17 protein-coding genes are annotated in these 20,708 nt (G+C 62.7%); 12 read left to right on the forward strand and 5 right to left on the reverse strand.

Features of this window, described 5'->3' with window-relative positions:
- Positions 1-11 precede the first annotated feature (11 nt).
- The 6 genes from P0D84_RS07960 (at position 12) to P0D84_RS07985 (ending at position 6,571) form a co-directional block, all read left to right on the forward strand.
- A complete protein-coding gene (locus P0D84_RS07960) occupies positions 12-602 on the forward strand; it encodes a TMEM165/GDT1 family protein (protein ID WP_408334512.1) in 591 nt (196 codons plus the stop codon).
- 528 nt (positions 603-1,130) lie between these two features.
- The gene (locus tag P0D84_RS07965) at positions 1,131-1,643 is read left to right on the forward strand and encodes a hypothetical protein (protein WP_408334515.1); all 513 of its coding nucleotides are present in this window, start codon (positions 1,131-1,133) and stop codon (positions 1,641-1,643) included.
- The gene (locus tag P0D84_RS07970; protein ID WP_408334518.1) at positions 1,615-2,088 is read left to right on the forward strand and encodes a YMGG-like glycine zipper-containing protein; all 474 of its coding nucleotides are present in this window, start codon (positions 1,615-1,617) and stop codon (positions 2,086-2,088) included. Before P0D84_RS07965 ends, P0D84_RS07970 begins: the two co-directional genes overlap by 29 nt.
- 740 nt (positions 2,089-2,828) lie before the next feature.
- Positions 2,829-3,101, forward strand: coding sequence for a hypothetical protein (locus P0D84_RS07975; protein WP_408334521.1), 273 nt, complete (start codon positions 2,829-2,831; stop codon positions 3,099-3,101).
- Entirely contained in the window at positions 3,088-4,542 is a 1,455-nt protein-coding gene (locus P0D84_RS07980) for an ATP-binding protein (RefSeq protein WP_408334524.1), read from the forward strand. The genes P0D84_RS07975 and P0D84_RS07980 overlap by 14 nt, the downstream gene beginning before the upstream one ends.
- An 898-nt stretch (positions 4,543-5,440) precedes the next feature.
- Positions 5,441-6,571: a LysR substrate-binding domain-containing protein gene (locus tag P0D84_RS07985; protein WP_408334527.1), complete on the forward strand. Its 1,131-nt coding sequence runs from the start codon at positions 5,441-5,443 to the stop codon at positions 6,569-6,571.
- On the opposite strand, the gene P0D84_RS07990 is transcribed toward P0D84_RS07985, so the two are convergent.
- Both P0D84_RS07990 and P0D84_RS07995 read right to left on the reverse strand, forming a co-directional pair.
- Positions 6,458-7,762, reverse strand: a complete 1,305-nt coding sequence (locus P0D84_RS07990; RefSeq protein WP_408334530.1) for an Nramp family divalent metal transporter — start codon at positions 7,760-7,762, stop codon at positions 6,458-6,460. The genes P0D84_RS07985 and P0D84_RS07990 overlap by 114 nt on opposite strands.
- A 163-nt stretch (positions 7,763-7,925) precedes the next feature.
- Entirely contained in the window at positions 7,926-9,182 is a 1,257-nt protein-coding gene (locus P0D84_RS07995) for a cupin domain-containing protein (protein ID WP_408334533.1), read from the reverse strand.
- Positions 9,183-9,505: 323 nt separating this feature from the next.
- Here P0D84_RS07995 and tatA point away from each other — a divergent pair, with 323 nt between their 5' ends.
- Positions 9,506-9,733 (forward strand): Sec-independent protein translocase subunit TatA, encoded by a 228-nt coding sequence (gene tatA, locus P0D84_RS08000; protein WP_408334535.1) that lies wholly within the window; start codon positions 9,506-9,508, stop codon positions 9,731-9,733.
- A 46-nt stretch (positions 9,734-9,779) separates the two neighbouring features.
- Positions 9,780-10,376 (forward strand): Sec-independent protein translocase protein TatB, encoded by a 597-nt coding sequence (gene tatB, locus P0D84_RS08005; RefSeq protein ID WP_408334538.1) that lies wholly within the window; start codon positions 9,780-9,782, stop codon positions 10,374-10,376.
- 101 nt (positions 10,377-10,477) lie between these two features.
- Here the strand turns inward: tatB and P0D84_RS08010 are convergent, their stop codons facing one another.
- Genes P0D84_RS08010 through P0D84_RS08020 form a run of 3 tightly spaced genes read right to left on the reverse strand, consistent with a single transcriptional unit; the run spans position 10,478 to position 16,054 of the window.
- Entirely contained in the window at positions 10,478-13,525 is a 3,048-nt protein-coding gene (locus tag P0D84_RS08010) for an efflux RND transporter permease subunit (RefSeq protein ID WP_408334541.1), read from the reverse strand.
- Entirely contained in the window at positions 13,522-14,640 is a 1,119-nt protein-coding gene (locus P0D84_RS08015) for an efflux RND transporter periplasmic adaptor subunit (protein WP_408334544.1), read from the reverse strand. Before P0D84_RS08015 ends, P0D84_RS08010 begins: the two co-directional genes overlap by 4 nt.
- Positions 14,630-16,054: a TolC family protein gene (locus tag P0D84_RS08020; RefSeq protein WP_408334547.1), complete on the reverse strand. Its 1,425-nt coding sequence runs from the start codon at positions 16,052-16,054 to the stop codon at positions 14,630-14,632. The genes P0D84_RS08015 and P0D84_RS08020 overlap by 11 nt, the downstream gene beginning before the upstream one ends.
- Positions 16,055-16,272: 218 nt before the next feature.
- Here P0D84_RS08020 and P0D84_RS08025 point away from each other — a divergent pair, with 218 nt between their 5' ends.
- The 4 genes from P0D84_RS08025 (at position 16,273) to P0D84_RS08040 (ending at position 20,577) form a co-directional block, all read left to right on the forward strand.
- A complete protein-coding gene (locus P0D84_RS08025; RefSeq protein ID WP_408334550.1) occupies positions 16,273-16,935 on the forward strand; it encodes a response regulator in 663 nt (220 codons plus the stop codon).
- On the forward strand, positions 16,932-18,284 hold the full coding sequence (locus tag P0D84_RS08030) for an ATP-binding protein (protein ID WP_408334553.1): 1,353 nt from the start codon (positions 16,932-16,934) through the stop codon (positions 18,282-18,284). The genes P0D84_RS08025 and P0D84_RS08030 overlap by 4 nt, the downstream gene beginning before the upstream one ends.
- A 74-nt stretch (positions 18,285-18,358) precedes the next feature.
- Positions 18,359-19,036 carry a heavy metal response regulator transcription factor gene (locus P0D84_RS08035; protein WP_408334556.1) on the forward strand — a complete coding sequence of 226 codons (678 nt, stop codon included), beginning with the start codon at positions 18,359-18,361 and terminating at the stop codon, positions 19,034-19,036.
- A complete protein-coding gene (locus tag P0D84_RS08040) occupies positions 19,036-20,577 on the forward strand; it encodes a heavy metal sensor histidine kinase (RefSeq protein ID WP_408334559.1) in 1,542 nt (513 codons plus the stop codon). Before P0D84_RS08035 ends, P0D84_RS08040 begins: the two co-directional genes overlap by 1 nt.
- Positions 20,578-20,708: the final 131 nt, after the last annotated feature.

Below are 20,708 nucleotides of genomic sequence, written 5' to 3' on the forward strand. Positions count from 1 at the left end.
TACAACAACCCATGCAATCCTTCCTTGTTTCGACCAGCGTGGTCGGCCTTGCCGAAATTGGCGACAAGACTCAACTCCTGTCCCTGGTATTGGCAGCGCGATATCGCAAGCCCATTCCCATCATCCTTGGTGTTTTTGCCGCTACCATCATCAACCATAGTGCATCCGGCGCACTCGGCGCGTGGCTTGCGAGCGTGCTGAGTCCGGGAATTCTGAATTGGGCGGTAGTCGCGTCGTTCGCGGTGATGGCAGTGTGGATTCTCATTCCGGACAAGCTGGACGACGCTGATACGGTGTTGGCGAAAAACTCGATGGGTGTGTTCGGCACAACCGCGCTCACATTCTTTCTCGCTGAGATGGGCGACAAGACCCAAATCGTCACCATTGCTCTCGCTGCGCGATTCCACGAGTTCTTCGGGGTCGTCGCGGGTACGACGCTCGGCATGATGTTGGCAAATGTGCCCGTCATCTACCTGGGACACACGTTCGCCGACCGCCTGCCAACAAAGGCGGTCCACATTCTGGCCGCCATCATTTTCGTTGTCCTCGGTGTGCTCGCCCTCAGGACCGCGCTGTACCCGCAAGCGCACCCGCTGTTCTAATTCGAGAGGTTGCTTCGTCCGTTCAAGGCGTATGCCGTCTCCGGCGAGTGCCTTGAGATTTGCACCGCGTCAGCGCGCCGGACCGCTCCACCAATTCGTTAGACAAACAACGCTCTGAAGAGCGCTGAAAAATCGGCATGCCCGCACTTTCGTTATGGGCACTGTTTCGATCAATAACGCCCCAATTATCTGGCGAAGTCTCTTGTGACAAAGGAGACTCAAGTGTTCCAGCATTTTTTGCAGGGCGGGCGCCGCAGCCGCCAGGAACCGTTGTCACCTCCGCCAACGCTGATCTACCGCTCACCCCGTCACACCTTCCCTGGCACGGTCCACGTTGCACGCACGGTGCTGGAATAAGCCGGTGCGCTCCATCGTTTACTCGTCGTGCAACCACGTCCTGAGCGGTCCTGAGCGGCGAGGCCTATCGCGGCTAGGCCCGCGCCGTGAACTTGCGCCAGCACACCGATGTGCTGGGCGACGCCGACGACACGACGTCGAAAACGTCGGGGATTCATGTGGCCATACATCATGGACAAACTGCTTCGTTTCGGGACATTGCTCGCATGTCTCGGCTTCGCCGCGCCTGCACTCGCGCAAACCTACGACGAGCAACCGGTGCCGGTCGACAGCGCGAATTGCCGCGCCGTTGTCGGGCAGGCAGAAATCGATGGGACGATGCAGCAGGTCGTCGGACGTGCGTGCCTGCAAAGTGATGGGACCTGGCAGATTGTGCAAAGCCAGGATGGCAGCGTGCCGTGGTACCCCGTCGCAGCCTATCCCTATCCCGACGCCTGGTGGTGGGGGCCGCCGATATTCATTGGCGGCGGCGTGAGCCTGATCTTTGTCGACCATTTCCATCACTTTCATCATTTCAACCACTTTCATCAGTTTGGTCACGATCACTTCGCTCCAATCGGCACGGGCTTTCATCGCGGCCCGTTCCCCGGCGGTGGTATGCGTGGTTTCGGTGGGATGAGGGGATTCGGTGGGACGAGGGGAGTCGGCGGCATGCATGGGTTCGGCGGCATGCATCGGCGCTAGCCCAACTTTCCCTGTATGCGGCTCGTTGCCCGGCACCGGAAAGACGTTCGACCAGTTCCGCGCAGACGACGCCTCATGCCGGCAATTTGCGTTCAACCAGGTGGGTGGCGTGTCGGCCAACCAGGCGGCAACCGCGAGCGCGGTCGGCAGCGCCGCCATTGGAACGGGGCTCGGCGCGGCTGCGGGTGCGGCGTTCAATGGAGGCGCCGGCGCGGCCGTGGGCGCGGGTGTCGGCTTGCTAGTCGGGAGCATGGTTGGCACGAGCGCCGCACAAGGCTCGGCCTACGAAGTGCAGCGCCGCTACGACTATGCGTACCTTCAGTGCATGTATGCCGCCGGCGATCGCGTCCCGGTTCGCGGGCACATGATGGTCGCGCCCGGGGGCCAGCCCTATGCGCCGCCGCCCCGAGGCGTGCTGCCACCGCCGCCTCCGCCAGCGAGTTGATGGTGAAAGTGGTAGATCTCGACAAAACCGGGAAAGCCTCCTTCGTGCACGGGGTGCGCGTGGCCGGGACCGCAATAATATTCGGCGCTCGCAGGATCGGTCATCATGTACTCCTGATCACAGGAATTCATCGATGTGTCGTAAGGCGCCACGGCACCGCCGCCCAGCACCGAGGCTGTAAACACCCCTGTCAAAGGGGGCAAAATGATGTGCCGCACGGTAAGACCTCATCTGATACGGCGGAACGACTCCGCTAAAGATTTAGACCCGGCGCGGCAAGCATGTCCGGGGGTCGTCCAGGGGAAATCAGGGCGTGACGAGCAAAGACGTATGCAGGCCCATCGAGTCGTGGCCAGGCTCGATCGCACCTAAGCGTTATGCCAGGCGAAGGTCCGGACGGCGCGTTAGAAGCGGCGTGCAGTCGGTCGACATCAAGATGCGTCTGTAGCGGATGTCCGCGCGCTGCTCCACACCGCCGTCCGAGGCGTATTCATAGTTGTCGCGCAAGACTACGAGCTGCGCGCGCGAACACGTGTCGAGCGTTGATCATTCAGGCCACCTGCTCACTACAGAAGCAAAACGGCCGGTGCCGCGAGCTTATCCCCGTGTCCGAGAATTATTTTCATGTCCGCCGCCGTCCGGTCAGGATGCACGCCCCATCATGGCAAACACCTGTCTGCTGTAGTTGTTCGCCGTCGATAATCAACCTGACAATGCCGTTGCGACAGCGCGATAGCGGTATGATTGCCGGCATCCCGCGCAACGATCAGGTGGGCAAGGACTGGGCCGGTGTGCGCCTCGCCCCGCCGAGCCGGTCGGTCACCGCGGCATCATCCGGGTATGGCTTCGTGCGCGAGGGCGAGGAGATCGAGGCCGCCGTCGACGGCATCTGCATTGCGAACTTCCCGGAAGAGACGGCCGTGGCCCTAAGGATGTCGATCCGAATGGCTCACGCAGCCAGATTGTGCGAGACATTGCTGATATGTGGAGGCAGGAGGTATGTCCAGATCTAGTCCTCTACGGTGGACCAGACGGTCCGCTTTTGCTAACTATGCGGTTGCAATTCTGTCGGTTGCTGTGGTACTCGTCGCCGCGCTGCTATTAGAACCTCACACGCGCAGTAGTCCGTTCGTATCGCTGTCTCTTTGCGCGATCATGTTTAGCGCCTGGTTCGGTGGCCTCGGCCCGGGTTTGCTCGCGACCGTACTGTCCGTTGCAGCTTTCACCTATCATTTTGTCCCGCCGGTCGATTCGTTCGAAGTTATGCCTGCGGACTTGTCGCGCATCGTCCTGCTTGCGGTGGCAGCGCTGTTCGTGGTGTGGCTGAACGTTGCACGAAGAGGTGCGGAAGACGCGTTGTGGCGGAGTGAGGCCTATCTGGCTGAAGCTCAACGGCTAAGTCATACGGGGAGCTTTGGCTGGAAGGTAGCCAGCGGCGACATGGTCTGGTCGAAAGAGACATATCGGATATTCGGCGTGGACGAGACGGTCGAGCCGACGATCGACCTCGTTCTTCAACGCGTTCACCCGGATGACCGGGAACGGGTACTGCATGAGATTGATCGTGCGGCACTTGGCGAACCGGCGTACGACTACGAGATCCGTCTTCTGATGCCGAATGGCGCGATCAAACACCTGACCGTCTGGGCCCATCGCGTGAAATACGAATCGGGCGAGGAGGAACTCGTTGGCGCACTGATGGACGTCACGACAACCAGGGAAACGCAAGCGGCATTGCAAACGGCACAGGCGGAACTCGCGCGTGTCGCTCGCGTAACAGCCCTGGGACAGATGAGTGCCTCGATTGCGCATGAGGTGAATCAGCCCCTCGCTGCCATCGCCACTACCGCCGCAGCTGGCTTGCGCTGGCTGACCCGCGAAGTTCCGGAAGTCGCCGAGGCGCGCGCCTGCGTGAATCACATTGTCCAGGAAGCCAATCGGGCGGGCAACGTGATCCGGAGCGTTCGCGACCTTGCCAGGAGGGCAGATCCGGAGATGACCCCGCTCGATATCAACGAGGTCATCGACGAGGTGGTCGCTCTCGTAAAGCCGGAGGCGCTCAGGCATTGGGTGACGGTGCAGGTACAGCTTGCGTCGGGATTGCCCCTGGTGCGTGGCGACCGGGTCCAGCTGCAGCAAGTGATCATCAATCTTGCAATCAATGGTGTCCAGGCCATGGCGACAGTCACCGATCGCACGCGTGTGCTAACCATCCGAACCGAACAGCGCGGCTCCGACCAGGTGCTCGTGGCCGTACAGGACGTTGGCATCGGCACAGAGCCCGAGAGGCTGGACCGGCTTTTCAGCGCGTTTTACACGACGAAGCCAGATGGTATGGGTATGGGACTCTCCATCTGTCGTTCGATCGTCGAAGCTCACGGAGGGCGGGTGTGGGCGTCCCGCAATACCGGCTCGGGAATGACCTTTCAATTTACGGTTTCCGCGTATCGGTAGCGTTGCCCTGGCTAGAGGCGGCTGCTCGCGCGAGAGCGGCCGATCGCAAGCCGATTGCGCTGGACCGCTTCTGGCCCCTATCGCGGTTATACGTTCGTATAACCAGGCAACGCTAACGCGGTATCGGCATATCCAACCGTAGAGTAGATTCACACTGCGGCAAATCCTATTCTTCTCTCATCGATCAAGCGCTCGCCGCTTATGGGGTGAGCCACTCTCAGACAGCCTGTCCGAAGTCGTATTGGGTTCAGCGTTCGTGGGGAATAAATCGGTGGTTGGCTACGACGCGCACAATTTGCTTCAACATAACAAACATGTCATCTGAAAGACAGGATCGCGTTAACGACGGTTGACCAGAATGGAACCAACCCATCCGGATCAGCGACGGGGGGCGCCACGGCGTGTTGATATTGAATGCCACAGGAGATTGCCATGTTCACCTATTCGATCCGTTATCGCGCCGGCTGCGGCCGTTGGTCGGTCGCCTTCGCACAGGCCGCTTCACAGTCCGACGCTGAAGCGATTGCAACCTGCCGGTATGGCACTTTCCATTCTGTCAGCCGTGCCGGCCTGGTCCGAGTATAGAAAACGTAGTTGTGGTGGGGGCAGCTATAGAATTCGAAGCATTTATCAGATAAGCCGAATACGGCAGTGATCCTTATTAATCTCCGCACGGCCGACGATCCTACCCGCAAGGACGTGAGCCGGTACCTGGCCTGAACTTTCCACGCGCCAGGCTCGCCACGCGCGTCACACCTCACCTCCCTGTCCTGGCCAGAGATCTGCAGTGCGTCGCCGCAGCGTCCACGTGTGACGGCCGTAGAGCTGGCGGAGCCCCGGATCTTCCGTAGGCGGTTGTACGTTCCACAGATGAGACACGCGGATTCAAATGAAAAATATGACAATCAGACAACTCAAGACTTTCGAAAGTGTGGCGCGCAACTTGAGTTTTTCCCGCGCGGCTGAGGACCTTCACCTGACGCAGCCGGCCGTATCGATGCAGATCAAGCAGATGGAGGATCAGGCTGGGTTGCCGCTGTTCCGCCACATTGGCAAGCGGATCTCGCTGACCGAAGCAGGCGAGCTGATTCTGCGTCACTGCCGGTTGATCCTTGCGGATCTGAAGGCCGCCGAACAATCACTGGCGGACCTGATGACCGGTGGCATCCAGCGCCTGCGGGTCGGGCTGATTACCTCGGGCAGCTACTTCTTTCCGCATCTGATCAACTCGTTCATACAGGGCAGGACCGGGGTCGATCTCGACATGACAGTGCGCAGTCGCGATCAACTCATCAGCTTGCTGCGAAGCGACCAGATCGACCTCGCCGTACTGGTGCACGCGCCGGATGGCCCTGCGATCGTATCTGAGCCGTTTGCACCCAATCCCTTTGTACTGGTGGCCGCGCCGACGCATCCGCTCGCTCATGAAACCGACATTCCGTTTGCGCGCATCGCGCTCGAATGCGTGATCGTACGGGAGGGCGGGACTGACACCCGCAACGCCGCCAACGAGACATTCTGCGGCCTCGAATCGACACAGCGCGTCATGGAGCTCGGTTGCGAGGAAGCCATCAAGCAGTCGGTCATGGCAGGCTTGGGCATCAGCTTTCTATCGGCGCAAGCGGTTCAGTCCGAAGTGCGCGCCGGCTTGCTCAAGGTGCTCGATGTACAGGGCTTTCCGCTTAAGCGCCAATGGCGTGTCGCATACCGCGCGGACCGCCCCCTGCCGCCCGCGGCTCGCGATTTCCGGCAGTTTCTTCTCACCGAGGCCGGGGCGCGGCTTGAACGTCTCACGGGAATCGAGAGTGTGCATACGGGCATGGATCTTCAGCGGCCTGACCACGCTGCTCCAGAAACGAACACGATTGTTGCCGGTAGCGCGAGCCTCGAAGTCGCGCTTCGCACTCGCGCGCTGTTAAGAAGCGACCGCTTGCCAGATGAGCATTACGTTCAGGACCAGAATCACGCCGGTTGCGACGACAGCCGTTCCGATCAGCTTGCGGGACGCGGTAAATTGGCCCATCACTGAGCGGCGCGACGACAGCACGACGAGCGCAATGAGCGGGACCGGCAGGATCAGACTGAGCACGATCTGGCTGTCCACCATGGCGCTCATCGGGTTGCACGTCATGCAAACAATCACGGCCGGCACTATGGTGATGAGGCGTCGTGCCAGAACGGGTATTCTGAATCCGACAAAGCCCTGCATGATGGATTGACCGGCCATGGTTCCCACCACCGAGCTGGAGATACCCGAGGCCAGCAGGGAAATCAGAAACAGTGCGCCGGCGCCCGCGCCGAGAACCGGAGTAAGCGTGTGGTATGCCGCCGTGATGTCCGAAATGCCAGGTGCGTTCTTGCTGAACACGGAAGCGGACATGGCCACCATCGCGAGGTTCACGGCACCGGCAAAACCCATCGCAACCATGACTTCAACATTCGAAAATCGCACCAGCTTGCGGCGTTGATAGTCATTGCGCGCAGGTGCCCGGTTTTGTGTCAGGCCGGAGTGCAGATAGATCGTGTGGGGCATGATGGTCGCACCGACGATCCCTACCGCGAGCATCAGCGCATTGCTTCCGTGCAACTGCGGCACGAACGTGTGAAAGATGACGGCGTGCCAGTTTGGCGGTGCGATCACGAGTTCGCATAGATAGCTCAGTCCGATGACGGTAATGAGCGCGGCAATGACGATCTCGAGCGGACGAAAACCCTTTTTTTCCAGCGACAGAATACCGATAGTGACGACGCCGGTAATCACAAGTCCCCAGCCGATCGCCAGATGAAACAGCAGCGAGATGCCCATCGCCGCGCCCATGAACTCGGCGAGGTCGGTCGCCATAGCGGCAATCTCCGAGGCGATCCACATGCCGATCACGAGAGGGCGCGGAAACTCGTCGCGACAGAGTTCCGCGAGACTATGACCTGTCACGATGCCGAGCTTGGCCGACATCGCCTGAAACAGCATGGCGACGAGGCTCGACAGCAGCACGACCCAAAGCAGCTCGTAACCGTAGGTCGAACCGGCCTGGATGTTGGTCGCGAAGTTACCGGGATCCATGTAGCCGACCGATGCGATCACCGCGGGGCCCGCGAATGGCAGCATCGCACGAAGGCCACTGCGTTTATTGTCGAGGGTATTGCGCATCGCCGTGACTGTGTCCGCCGTTGCTACCCCGGACAGTGCGTACCTGGCCGTTCGTTTGATTGCCATGATCATGAGGAGCGCCTCTTCAAAGAGCTGCGTGGTGCCGTTACGGGTTGACTGCGTCGATTGCGCAAGCGCGGCGCAACCTCATTGAATCCGGATCGGGCGCCGTGACCCTGGTTCAGGCCGAACCCGGGTACACGCGGCGCCACGGTTACTGCAGGACTGTCTTTGCTTACGCGACTACGTCGCGACGGTCTTTCAGCTTGTGGAGGATGTCGAGCGTGGCGTCGTCGACGCGCAAGTGTTCGCGCACCAGCTGGCGTGGCGTATTCGCCAACCACTGCGCCAGACTGACCTCTGAGAAGTGGTCCGACTTGAATATCTCCAGGAAGACCAGGTCGGTAGTGCCGGTATTCTTTACGTAATGGCCCAGATTCTTCTCGACGTAGCCGACGTCGCCCGGGTTGAAGTCGACGGTCTGAGCGGCCGGCCCCGCGTTGAACACCGTCATGCGGCCAGTACCCTGAATGAAGTACTGCCATTCGTCCGCATCCGGATGCCAGTGCATCTCGCGCAAACCGCCCGGACGCAGCGTCACCATCGCGGCTGCGACTGTCTTCGAAACCGGGAAGTTGCTGCTGTCGACGATGCGGACCTCACCGCCCGGCTGGGACAGCGTCGGCGCCATCGAGCCCATGCGGAAGATGAACGGATGGTCCGGGCGGCCCGCCGGCGACGCCGCGTAAGCCTGGTCGGCCGCAAGCGGGCCTGCCTTCGCACCCTGATAGATCCACAGTTGCTCGAGCGGGATTTCCTTGAACTTCTCGGCCGGCACGCCGAAGTTCTGGGCGAGGATGTCGGGGGGCGTGTGCGCCAGCCAGTCAGACACCATCAGCGTGTTGAATTCGCCGGCCGCACCGTTGTCGAACGCCAGCACGAATTCGCCGCCGTTGTTACCCAGGCCTTGCAACGAGTGAGGTAAGCCGGGCGGGAAATACCAGATGTCCCCGGTTTGTACATCCGCTACTTCCGCGCGACCCTTGGTGTCGATCGTCGTGATACGAACTTCGCCGCTGACCATGATGGCCCACTCAGCCTGCTGGTGCCAATGCAGTTCGCGCACGCCGCCCGGTCCGAGACGCATATTCACGCCCGCGATGTCCTTCGATATCGGGAACGCCTTCGTCGTCACTTCGCGAGCCCAGCCGCCAGCCTGGATGCGCTTGTGCGCCTCGTTGAAGGAGGCCCATGGAATCGCCATTCCGCCGACGTCCGTCGGCGGCGGATTGTTGAACGACGGCAGTACGTCACGCAGTTGCGGATTCTGCGGACCCGGCTCGGAATTCGCAGCGGGTGTCGAATTGATACTGCCTTGCAACGGACGGTCCGGGTTGCCGAATTCGGCGGCCCTGGCAGCCGCCGTTGCGCCGAGAGCCACGGCTCCAGCAGCCGCGCTGGCAAGCACACTGCGACGTTTCAGGTCAGTCATGGTTGATTCCTCATCAGTAATCCTATAGAACAAATACCCGTGGTCAGGGTGAACTCCCGTACGACGCAGGCGTGGACAGGAACCGGTGTGGCTGATGTTGCAGCTAAACGTCGCTCAACGTGGACGGCTCACTGCAGAATCGGGACATCGCCATCCGCTCCGTGCCGCAAATACTAGAAACGTATGGCCAAAATGACCAATCAGGATTTATTGAAGAAGCTATAAGAACGTTTGATACACGCTGCATGCAAATGCCGTTAGGATCGGCGCACGACCTGGAGCAGGTTGCCGTTAAGTTCATTACATATGAAAGGAGTTTGATCATGGGTAGCCTTAGCATTACGCACTGGCTGATCGTTCTGGTAATCGTCGCGCTGGTTTTCGGAACGAAGAAGATCCGCAATCTCGGCTCGGACCTCGGCGGCGCGATCAAGGGTTTCAAGGAAGGCATGCAGGAAATCGAACCGGTTACTGCAGAGGCTGCCGCGAAGGCGGTGCCGGCGGCCGCGCACATCGACGTGCAGGATCCTCCCGCCGTTTCGCAACAATGACTCATGCATGTGAGTGAATTCGCAACAATCTGGAGGGACGGTTGCCATGTTTGACATCGACATTTCCAAATTGGCCGTCATCGGCACGGTTGCCCTGGTCGTGCTCGGTCCGGAGCGACTTCCGCGTGTCGCGCGCACCGCCGGCACCTTACTGGGGCGCGCGCAACGTTACTTGAGCAGCGTGCGGGCGGAAGTAGATCAGCAGATCCGGATCGACGAACTGCGCAAGGTGAAGGACGATATCGAGCGGGCAGTGACCCATGTGCAGGGCACGGTCGACCGTACCGTGCGCCAGCATGCGGGTGAACTGCAAGCCGAGGTCGATGCGGCGGCGGCAAGCTTGAGGGAAGCGTTGCCACCTTCCTACCTGCCGTCCGTCCACGAAGGTGCCGGCAATTTTCAGGCGGATCTATTCAAGGTTCGACCCGCGCAGTTGCAGATGTCGGGGCCGTCCAATGCCTCGATTCACTCCTCTCGGCCGGATGCTGTTTTGTCCTCGGCACCAGCGTCTGCTGTTCAGCACACGCGGGCGAGGTGGCGCGGTTCGGTATCAGGCAGCCGAAGCGCCGCTGTCAAGCGCACCCGCGTTGTTTCGATGGCCGCCAGCAAGGCGCTGGGGCGCGATGGTGGGCGCCTCGCGTGAGGGGCAGGTGGGAATTTCGGTATCCCTAAAGGTATCGGGATTTCATCCTCGGACAACCCGATCCGATACCGTCAGGCGGTGTGACGGCATCGGTCGACGCCTTAAACGGCTCGCCTCATCAGCAGTTTGAGCAGCACGGGCAACAGTAAGAGCACTAACGGCAACTGCACAATCAACCCCGAAATGATGGCGACAGCAAGCGGCTGCTGCATCGCCGACCCTTGCCCCAGCGCGAAAGCCAACGGCAGCAAAGCCAGAATCGCGGCGATCGTCGTCATGGCAATCGGCCGCAGACGATTGCGCCCAGCCGCGAGCAAAGCCTCTGCAAACGGCACACCCTCATCCGTGATGAGCCCCTGCAACTCGGACACGTAAAAAATCGCCACCTCGGTCACGATACCGATGATCATCGTCATCCCCATCATCGCGGAGATGTTCAACTCGATCCCGGTGATCCACAAGCCGATGAAGACCGCGCCGGCCGCGAGCAACGGCATCGCCATCACGGCGAGAGCAACCCGAAAGCGCTCGTAGAGAAACAGCAGCAGCCCGAACACGAGCGCAATCGCGGCACCGAACACGGTCAATAAGCCCTTGAACGCAATCTGCTGCTGCTGATACAAGCCGCCCAATTCGTAATACACGCCGGCAGGCAACAGGCTCCTGTCGCTCATGGTCTTCTGCACATCGGCAATCGTCGATCCCAGATCGCGGCCGTCGATGCGTGCCGTCACCGCCACCATTCGCTTGAGATTGTCACGGCTGATTTCGGGCTGGCCGGTCACCGTCACCTGGTCGGCGACACGGTTCAGTGCGAAGAGATGCCCGTCCGGCGCGCGAATCTGCAACTGCCCCAGTTGCGTATCGGTCAGTTTCGCCGCGCCCGCGACCCGCACGCGCACGCCCACGGTTTTCGGGCCGCGCTGGAATTGCGTCGCCACGCTGCCTTCCACCATGTCGGTGACGGCTTGCGCAATCGACTGCGGATCCATGCCTTCGGCGGCCGCGGCTTCGGGGTGGATGTGCAGTTCGAGTGCGTCGCCGGCGGGGTTGATGCCGTCGTTGACGTCCACCACGCCCTGAATCTTGCCGATCTGCGCGGCGACTTTGCGCGCGGTGGTGTCGAGCGTGTTCGGGTCGTCGGAATAGATCTTGATCTGCACCGGTTGCGGCACCGCGGTGAGGTCGCCGATCAGATCCTCCATCAACTGGGCGAGTTCGACGCTCACGCCCGGTACCTGTGTCTCGATCTTCGAGCGGATTTCTTCCATCACCGTTTCGATCGGCTCGCGGCCGCTCGACTTCAGCCGGATGAAGAAGTCGCCCTTGTTGGGCTCGTTGAGATCGCCGCCGAGACCTGCGCCGGTACGGCGCGAATAGGTCGCGACGTTCGGATTCGCGCGAATGATGCGCTCGATCTGCCTCATCAGCCGGTCGGTTTCAGTCACGGACGTGCCGGGCTCCGTATGGTAGTCGAGCACGAAACCGCCTTCGTCCATGCTCGGCATGAAGCCGCTGCCCACCCGTGTGAAGGCGAACGCCGCCACCAGGATCAGCGGCACGAGGCCGAGCAGCACAAGAATGGGCCGCGCCGTGACACGCGCGACGAGATACGCGTAGCGCTTATTCATCCACGCGGCGAAGCGGGTGTCCTTGTGTTCCTCGGCGTCCTTCGGTTTCAGCCAGCGGTCGCAGAGAATCGGCACCGCGAGCCACGTAACGAGAAACGAAATGAACAACGCGCTCGCCATGGTGACCGACAGCGCCTTGAAAAACGCGCCCGTCACGCCCGACAGAAACGCGAGCGGCACGAAGATGATCAGCGTCGCCGCCGACGATCCCGCGAGCGGTCGCGTGAATTCGAGCGCGGCGGCCATCACGCGGCCGTGAAACGCGTGTGCGCCGCCTTCCCGCATGCGTCGCACGATGTGTTCGATCATCACGATCGCATCGTCGATCACGAGGCCGACCGCGGCCGCCATGCCGCCGAGCGTCATGATGTTGAAGCCCATGCCGAACACGTCGAGCAGCAGGATCGTCGCGGCCATCACGACCGGCACCAGCGCGACGGCGATCGCGGTGATCTTCCAGTTGCGCAGAAAAGCGAACAGCGTCAACGCGGCCAGCACCACGCCGATCATGATCGCGTCGCGCACGCTGGACGCCGAGGCGATCACCAGTTCGCTCTGGTCGTACCAGTTCGACAGATGCACGCCCGCCGGCATCTGCTGCTGGAAGCCGGCGAGCTTCGCGCGAATCGCCTTGGCCATCGCCACGCTGTTCGCGCCCGGTTGCTGATAGACGTTGAGCAGCACCGCATCCTGGCCGTCGGCGGTGACGCGCATCCATTGCGGCACGATGCCCTGACGGACCGTGGCGATATCGCCGAGACGGATCTGCGTCGCGCCGCTGGCGGACACCACCACGTTGCGCAGTTCGTTCAGTTGCGTGATCGTGGTGTTGGCGATCACGAGGTACAGCTTGTCGTGATCCTCGATGCGGCCGTTCGCCATCAGCACGTTGCTCGCGCCAATCGCTTTCGAGACATCCGCGAGCGAGAGCTTACAGGCGGCGAGTTGCTGTGGATCGATGGCGACTTCGAACTCGTCCTGGTCGCCCCCCGTCACGTCGACGCGCGCCACGCCTTCCACCGAGGAAAGCAGCGGCCGCATCTGGAATTGCGCGAGATCGTGCAGCGCCGCTAGCGACTGCTGGTTCGACGTGAGGCTATAGGCGAGCACCGGAAACACGGTCGGGTCCATGCGCCGCACCTGCATTGAAGTGCCTGGCGGCAGCGTCGCGAGAATCTCGCTGATCGCCGACTGCGCCTGCAAGGTGGCTTCCGCCATGTCGGTGCCCCAGTCGAAATTGAGCGAGATTTCCGCCGCGCCGCGGCTCGTTTTCGACTCGACGTCGCGCACATTCGGCACGCGCCGCAAGGCTTCTTCGACGGGCATCGTCACGAGCGTGGCCATTTGTTCGGCAGGGCGGTCGCCCGCGTCGAGCGATACGACCGCACGCGGAAACGCGACGTTCGGGAACAGCGAGATCGGCAAGCGGAACGCGGTCAGTGCGCCTGCGATCGCCAGCAAGGCGATCACGAACAGCAGCGAGCGCCGGTGCTTCTGCATCCATTGACCGAAATTCATTGCGGCGCGCCTCCGCCGGCTTGCACCGCCATGCCGTCTTTCAACTCGTAGTTGCCGCTGACGACGAGACCTTGTGCGCCGTCGAGCGGTCCATCCACACCGTAGCGGTCGCCGTTTTCAATCTGCGTGATGACCGCCACGCGACGTGCCTTGTTTTGCGGCGTGATCTGGAATACGTAGGCTCCCTTATCATCTTTCAGCACCGCTGAACGGGGCACCACCCAGTGCGTGCCGCTGCGTGTCGCGATATCGGCGGCCACGCGCGTGCCCGGAATGAACACGCTCTGTCCGAGCGGCACATTCGCGCCCACATTCACCAATTGACTTTGTTGATCGACGGAAGCGCCGACCAGCACTACATGACCGTCCGTCGCGGCCTTCGCGAGCGAGGCTGACAGGCCGTGCAGCGTGACGGTGTCGCCGGGATGGATTGCGGTGGCGTCCGCGGGCTCGACGCCGAGCATCACGTTCGCGCGCTCATCGCGTCCAGTGCCGCCCGCCAGTTGCAGGATCGCGGCGCCCGGCTGCAGCTGGTCGCCCTGGGCCGCCGACACCTGCAGCACCACGCCGTCGAGCGGCGCGACGATGGTTTTGTTGCCGCGCGTCACGCCTTCTTCGTTCTGAGCGGCTAGCGCCTGCCGGGCATCCTCGACGGCTTTCTGCGCGGTCGCGAGTTGCGATTGCGTGGCAAGCCCTTTGTCGTACAGCGACTGGGTGCGCGCCAGTTCGCCTTGCGCGAGCGTCACTGCGCTCTTCGCCTGGGTCGCCGCGAGCACGGCTGCGGGATCGGCCTGGACGACGCAGAGGGGCGTGCCGCGCGTCACGCTTTGGCCGGCCTGCACGCGCATCTGCACAATACGCGCGACGTACGGCAGATTGACGGTGGTGAGGTTCGACGTGGACGCGGCGACGATACCGTAGGCCCGCACCGGCTGCGCAATGACGGCGCGCTGCACGCGTACGGTTTGTACGGATACGACGGTCTTGTCATTGGTATCGTCCGCGCCAGGCGCACCGGCTGCATGGACGGCGGCGCTCATCAGCGTGGCACAGGCAAGGGAGAGCGCCAGCGAGGCGATGCGCGGCCGCCGCGCCGGAAAGGGGCTATTTCGCATGAGTGTCGGTATAGGTCTGAGCGGAAGAGAAGGCGTCGGGTATCGCGCTGCCGAGCAGCGCCTGCAAGCCGACGCGTTGTTCGGCGAGCGATTCGCGCAGCGTCGCGACGTCGATGCGTTTGGTGAGCGAAGCGCTTTGCGCGTCGGTGTAAGCGCCGAGCGTGAGATTGTGTTCCGCGTATGCGGCAGCGGCGTGCTGCGCGGCGACATCGACGTCGGGCAGCGCCGCTTCGGTCTGATGCAATTGCCGCGTGAGAATCGCGTTGTCCGCGCGCAGATGAGCGACGTCCGCGTACGCCTGGTTCAGGCGCGACTGGTACTCGTCGCGCAGCCGCTGGCGGGTCGCCTTTTCAATCGCGACGTTGCCCTGATTGCGGTTGAAGATCGGCAGGCTCAGGTTGATCTGGAAGCCGCTGGTGTAGATGTTCGAGGTATCGCGCGCGCGCACGAAGCCCACGGACAGACTCGGGAACTGGCTGAGAATCGCTGCGCGGTATTTCTGCTCCTGCGCTTCGTAGCCGGCCTGCAAGGCGATCAGGTCGGGGCGTCGTTGCGCGAGATGGCTGAGCGCGGCGTCGGACAGGTCGGCGGGATCGTCGCCGCCGCCTGGCGCCGCGGCTTGCAGTTGCACCTCGACCTCGGGCGAAAGCCCCAGCAGCGCGTTCAGATCGTGATGCGTCTGTTCGGCCGCGCGTTCGGCGTCGGTGTATTGCTTGCGCGCGTCGCTGTACGACGTGAGCGCGGCGCTCAAGGTATCGTCGGTCAGGTTGCCGTCGCGGCGTGCCTCGGCCATCCGCTCGTAGCGTGTGCGCGCGAGGTCGCGCTGCTGTTGCAGCAGTGGCAAGGTGTCCTGCTGGAAGCGCGTCTTGATGAACAACTGCCGCGCCTGCGCGACGATCTGCCATTCCTGCCAGAGCAGGCCGAGATCCGTTCTGGCGACGCTCGCGTCGGCGGACTGCCGGTTCGCGCTGCGCAGTACGATCGCCATCACGTCCATGCTCAAGCCATAACTGAACGCACGGGTGGTGCCGATGGCGCCAGGATAGTCGCTCGAGACGCTCAATTGCGGCTCGGGCAGCAAGCCGGCTGAATAGGCCTGGGCGCGCGCGATGCCGAGGTCGTCGCGCGCAAGCTTGAGGTCGGGATTGTTGGCAACGGCGAGCATCGCGACCTCGTCGATGTCGAGTCCGTCGGACGGATCGAAGCGATGCGCGGCCAGTTCGGGCAGCGGCATGGTCGACGCATCGATGCGCACGCGTTCGAGCGAACGCGCGGAGGTCGACGTATCTTGCAGCGCGAGCGGCTCGCGGTGATACCACGTGCAGCCGGCCAGCAGCAGCGCGCAGACCATTGGCGCGAGCGCGCGCAGCCGTACCGCTGAGGGGACCGCTACGGCGGCGTGGAAAACGGGCAAAATCCGGCTCCTGAGCGAAAAGAATGCGGCAGCTGCGAACGGCATACCGCACAACAGGAATCGATTCTGCGGATAGCATGCTTAGGAAACGCTTAACTACCGCTTCAGCGTCCCTTGATCGTCGCCTTAGCCGCGCATCAGCGTTTCATCAGGTTCGCCTAAGGAAACGTTAAGCTGGCAGGCCGGACAATGCGGGCAAACTGGAGCGAGGAGACGCCATGCGTCTGTTACTGGTCGAAGACGACGAGATGATTGCGGAGACCGTATTGGGCGCGCTGCGCCGTTCGGGCTACGCCATCGACTGGGCCGAGGACGGCCGCGCCGCGGAATTGTCGCTGGGCAACGGCGTCTACGATCTCGTGCTGCTCGATCTGGGCCTGCCGAAGAAAGACGGCATCGACGTGCTCAATGCCTACCGCAAGAATGGCGGCGCGGCGCCGGTGATCATTCTGACCGCGCGCGACGCCGTGGATGAGCGGATTCGCGGCCTCGACACCGGCGCCGACGACTACCTGATCAAACCCTTCGATCTCGACGAACTGGCCGCGCGCGTGCGCGCCTTGTTGCGGCGGCGCACCGGCCAGAAGCAGCCGGTCTACGCGCACGGCGAACTCACGCTCGACCCCGCGGCCCACGAGGTCACCAAAGACGGTGAGCCGCTGCCGCTCGTGCCGCGCGAATTCGCGCTGTTGCAGGCGCTGATCGAGGAACCCACGCGCGTCTTCACCAAGGCGGAACTCGAAGACAAGCTGTACGGCTGGGGCGAGGAGGTCGGCAGCAACACCATCGAAGTGCACGTGCACAGCCTGCGGCGCAAGATCGGCGCGGACCAGGTGGTGACCGTGCGCGGGGTGGGCTACCGTCTGAAGAGGTGCGGATGACGTCGATTCGCCGCTGGCTGTTGGGCTGGTTGATTTTTGGCCTGGCGGCGGCCTCGATTGTCGCCGCGTACGGGATCTTCCACACGGCGCGCCAGGAAGCGAGCGAACTGTTCGACTACGAATTGCGCACGGTCGCGCTCTCGTTGCCGTCGAATCTCGCGGGCGGCGGCGACGGCGAGCATCGCGGCCCCGACTTCGGCGATCTGGCCGATGACCGCATCGTCATCGAAATCTGGGACCGTTCAGGCCAGCTCGTCTATCACTCGATGCAGGCGCCGGTGTTGTCGCGCCTGCCGGCCGGCTTCAGTACGGTGAAGCGCGGCGAATTTCACTGGCGCACGTTTGGGCTGCAGCAGCCGGAGCGCTATATCCAGGTGGCGCAGCCGGTGTCGGTACGTGAGGACCTCGCACTGCGACTGGCGCTGCATACGCTATGGCCGCTCGGCGTGCTGGTGCCGGTGACGATCGTGCTGGTGCTGCTGGTGGTGGCGCGCGGCCTGGCGCCGATCGGCGGCCTGTCTCGCGCGCTCGCGACACACTCGATCGATTCGCTGGAGCCGTTGCGGCTGGACGGCGCCGTGCCGGTCGAAATCAAGCCGCTGGTGGACGCGCTCAACGATCTGCTGCAGCGCCTCGGCACGGCCTCGCAGGCGCAGCGCACGTTCATCGCCGACGCCGCGCACGAGTTGCGTTCACCGCTCGCGGCGCTGAAGCTGCAATTGCAGGCGGCGTCGCGCGACGGTTCGTTGAAGGGCGAAGGGCAGACGCTGGAGCGCCTCGAAGGACGCGTGAATCGGATCATTCACCTGGTGCAGCAGTTATTGACGCTGGCGCGGGAAGACGCGCATCCGGCGACGTCGATGGTGCCGACCAGTTTGCGGCGGATCGGCGAACAGGTGGTGGGGGATTTTTCCTTACTCGCGGAGACGAGAGAGATCGATCTCGGACTCGAGTGCGAAGCGGCGCGCGGCGCTTCGGATGCGTATACGGTGCTTGCCGAACCACACGGCATGAGTGTCCTGCTGGGCAACCTGGTCAACAACGCGATTCGCCATACGCCTCGCGGCGGGCGGGTCGACGTGATCCTGCGGCGCGCCGGCGATCGCGTCGGCTTCGACGTGGTGGATAGCGGGTCCGGGATTCCGGCGGCCGAGATCGAACGGGTTTTCGACCGGTTTTATCGCGGCGAAGACGCGCAGGGCGAGGGGAGCGGGCTCGGGCTCGCGATTGTTTCGCGGATTGCCGAGCGGCATCAACTTGCGCTTTCGCTGCGTAACAATGCTGACCGGCCTGGCCTGCGAGTTTCGGTTTTTGGCCTGGCTGAGCATGAGATCGGGATTCAGGTCTGACATTACCGGATCGTAATCACGACGCACCGCGCTTGCCGGTATGATTTAGAGATCAATGCAACGCGGAGCGTCAAATGCGAATCCTGGTGATCGAGGACGAGCTGAAAACAGCGGCCTATCTGAGAAAAGGTCTGGAGGAATCCGGCTACGCGGTCGACGTCGCCAATGACGGTCCGCAAGGCCTGATCCTCGCGCAGGAAGAAGAGTACGACGTCATCGTGCTCGACGTGATGCTGCCCGGCATGGACGGCTGGACCATCGTCAAGACGCTGCGCAACACGCGGACCACTCCGGTGCTGTTCCTCACCGCCCGCGACGACGTCGACGATCGCGTCCGCGGTCTGGAACTCGGCGCGGACGACTATCTGGTCAAGCCCTTCGCGTTCGTGGAATTGCTGGCGCGCGTGCGAACGCTGGCGCGTCGCGGGCCGCCGCGCGAAAGCGAACTGATCAAGGTCGGCGATCTGGAAATGGACGTCAATCGCCGGCGCGTCAAGCGCGGCGGTCTCCGTATCGATCTCACGCCACGCGAGTTCTCGCTGCTGCAACTGCTTGCGCGCCGTCACGGCGAGGTGCTGAGCCGTACGCAGATCGCATCCTATGTGTGGGACATGAACTTCGATAGCGACACCAACGTCGTTGAAGTGGCGATTCGCCGGCTGCGCACCAAGATCGACGACAACTTCCCCGTCAAGCTGATTCATACCGTGCGCGGCGTCGGCTATGTGCTCGAAGTGAAGGACGTGGGGTAATGCGCGGCCGCTCGCTGGCCGCCACGCTGGCCATTGCCTTTGGCGTCACCACGCTGGCGGTTTTCGTGCTGGTCGGCAGTTATCTCTACCTCGCGCTCGAACGGCAGATCAAGACCCAGGACAACCTCGATATCGTGCTCGCCGCGCGCCATGCGCGCCGTCTCGCTCAGGAGCTGGATACCGCGAAAGACATCCGCGAGCACAGCGACCGTCTCACCAGCATCGTGCTGGGCAATGAAGCGATGTCGATGGAGGTTTTCGGCCCGGACGGCAACCAGATGATCGAACACAACGCCGCGGGGACCTTCGCGGCGCCTCGCACGGCGAATGAGGCAGGCGCGGCAAGTGGGACGAGTGGGACCGGCGCAACGAGCGCAACAAGCGCAACAAGCGGGACAAGCGCGACAAGCGGCGCCCTGATCATCACTGCGCTGCCGCCGCTCAAACGCATTCCGGCTTCGGCACGCATTACCGAGGTGGATATCGGCGAGTGGATGGGCCGCAATGGCGCGCCGATCCGCGGCATCCTGGCCGACGTGCGGTTACGCGACGGCGAAGCGGCCAGCGTACTGGTGGCGCGCAACATGAGCGACCGCTGGCTTTTGCTGGACCGTTACCGTGACGAACTCAACCTGGCCGGTGTCGTCGGTGTCCTGCTGGCAATCGTGCTGAGTTATCTGCTGATCCGCGCCGCGCTGCGGCCGCTGCGCGATATCGCGGCGAGCGCGAGCCTCGTGACGGTCAACCGGTTGCATACGCGCATCGAGGCCGCGCGCGTGCCCAGCGAACTCAAGGCGCTGGTGAGCGCATTGAATGCGATGTTCGAGCGCGTCGAACTGGGCTTTCAGCGCTTGTCGCGTTTTACCGCCGACCTCGCTCACGATATGCGTACCCCGCTGAGCAATATGCGTGGCGCGGCGGAAGTCGCGCTAGCCCGGCCGCGCTCCGCCGACGAATACGAAACGCTTCTCGCGTCGAACCTCGAAGAGTGCGATCGCCTGTCGCGCATGATCGAAAGCGTCCTGTTTCTGGCTCGCGCTGAACATCCTCAGTTCATCAAACACATGCGCGAGTTCGGCGCCGCCCTGGAGCTGACGCATATCGCCGACTACTTCGAAGGCATTGCCGAAGAAGCGCATGTCACGGTGCGCGTGAGCGGTGCGGCGTCCCTGACCGCGGACCTCGAACTGTTCCGCCGCGCTGTCAGCAACCTGCTCGCCAACGCGATCCGCTATACGCCGCGCGGCGGCGAGATCGTGCTCGACGCCGCCGCATCCGCCGGCGCTGTGCACATCACCGTGTCGAACCCGGGGCGGCCGATCGCGGCAGAGCATCTCGAGCGAATCTTCGACCGCTTCTACCGGATCGATCCGTCGCGCAGCACGTTGCCTTCCGCGGGTTTGTCGCAAGCCTCCACGGGATCGACGGGACTCGGCCTTGCCATCGTGCGTACCATCATGGAATTGCATGGCGGAACCGTGCGCGCGGAAAGCGACGTGCACAGCACGCGCTTCATTCTCACGTTCCTGCGGACTGCATAACAGGCCGCACTTCGGACGGCACTTCGGGTCGCATCGCACGCTTGGCTGCGGCCGGGTCAATACCGGCTTCAGCGTTGGGCTTTGCGGCAACCGCCGCCGCATCAACCACCGTTGGGCTTCGCGGCAACCGC

This window comes from Paraburkholderia sp. RL17-337-BIB-A (assembly GCF_046025895.1).
GTDB classification, from domain to species: domain Bacteria; phylum Pseudomonadota; class Gammaproteobacteria; order Burkholderiales; family Burkholderiaceae; genus Paraburkholderia; species Paraburkholderia fungorum_C.

What these genes read in the sequence shown, in the direction of transcription:
- P0D84_RS07970 (WP_408334518.1), top strand. Translation starts at nt 1,615, where the DNA reads ATGGGTTCGGCGGCATGCATCGGCGCTAGCCCAACTTTCCCTGTATGC.
- P0D84_RS08030 (WP_408334553.1), top strand. Translation starts at nt 16,932, where the DNA reads ATGACGTCGATTCGCCGCTGGCTGTTGGGCTGGTTGATTTTTGGCCTG.
- P0D84_RS08035 (WP_408334556.1), top strand. Translation starts at nt 18,359, where the DNA reads ATGCGAATCCTGGTGATCGAGGACGAGCTGAAAACAGCGGCCTATCTG.
- P0D84_RS07975 (WP_408334521.1), top strand. Translation starts at nt 2,829, where the DNA reads ATGATTGCCGGCATCCCGCGCAACGATCAGGTGGGCAAGGACTGGGCC.
- P0D84_RS08010 (WP_408334541.1), bottom strand. Translation starts at nt 13,525, where the DNA reads ATGAATTTCGGTCAATGGATGCAGAAGCACCGGCGCTCGCTGCTGTTC.
- P0D84_RS07990 (WP_408334530.1), bottom strand. Translation starts at nt 7,762, where the DNA reads ATGATCATGGCAATCAAACGAACGGCCAGGTACGCACTGTCCGGGGTA.
- P0D84_RS07995 (WP_408334533.1), bottom strand. Translation starts at nt 9,182, where the DNA reads ATGACTGACCTGAAACGTCGCAGTGTGCTTGCCAGCGCGGCTGCTGGA.
- P0D84_RS07985 (WP_408334527.1), top strand. Translation starts at nt 5,441, where the DNA reads ATGACAATCAGACAACTCAAGACTTTCGAAAGTGTGGCGCGCAACTTG.
- P0D84_RS08015 (WP_408334544.1), bottom strand. Translation starts at nt 14,640, where the DNA reads ATGCGAAATAGCCCCTTTCCGGCGCGGCGGCCGCGCATCGCCTCGCTG.
- P0D84_RS08025 (WP_408334550.1), top strand. Translation starts at nt 16,273, where the DNA reads ATGCGTCTGTTACTGGTCGAAGACGACGAGATGATTGCGGAGACCGTA.
- tatA (WP_408334535.1), top strand. Translation starts at nt 9,506, where the DNA reads ATGGGTAGCCTTAGCATTACGCACTGGCTGATCGTTCTGGTAATCGTC.
- P0D84_RS07980 (WP_408334524.1), top strand. Translation starts at nt 3,088, where the DNA reads ATGTCCAGATCTAGTCCTCTACGGTGGACCAGACGGTCCGCTTTTGCT.
- tatB (WP_408334538.1), top strand. Translation starts at nt 9,780, where the DNA reads ATGTTTGACATCGACATTTCCAAATTGGCCGTCATCGGCACGGTTGCC.
- P0D84_RS08040 (WP_408334559.1), top strand. Translation starts at nt 19,036, where the DNA reads ATGCGCGGCCGCTCGCTGGCCGCCACGCTGGCCATTGCCTTTGGCGTC.
- P0D84_RS07960 (WP_408334512.1), top strand. Translation starts at nt 12, where the DNA reads ATGCAATCCTTCCTTGTTTCGACCAGCGTGGTCGGCCTTGCCGAAATT.
- P0D84_RS07965 (WP_408334515.1), top strand. Translation starts at nt 1,131, where the DNA reads ATGGACAAACTGCTTCGTTTCGGGACATTGCTCGCATGTCTCGGCTTC.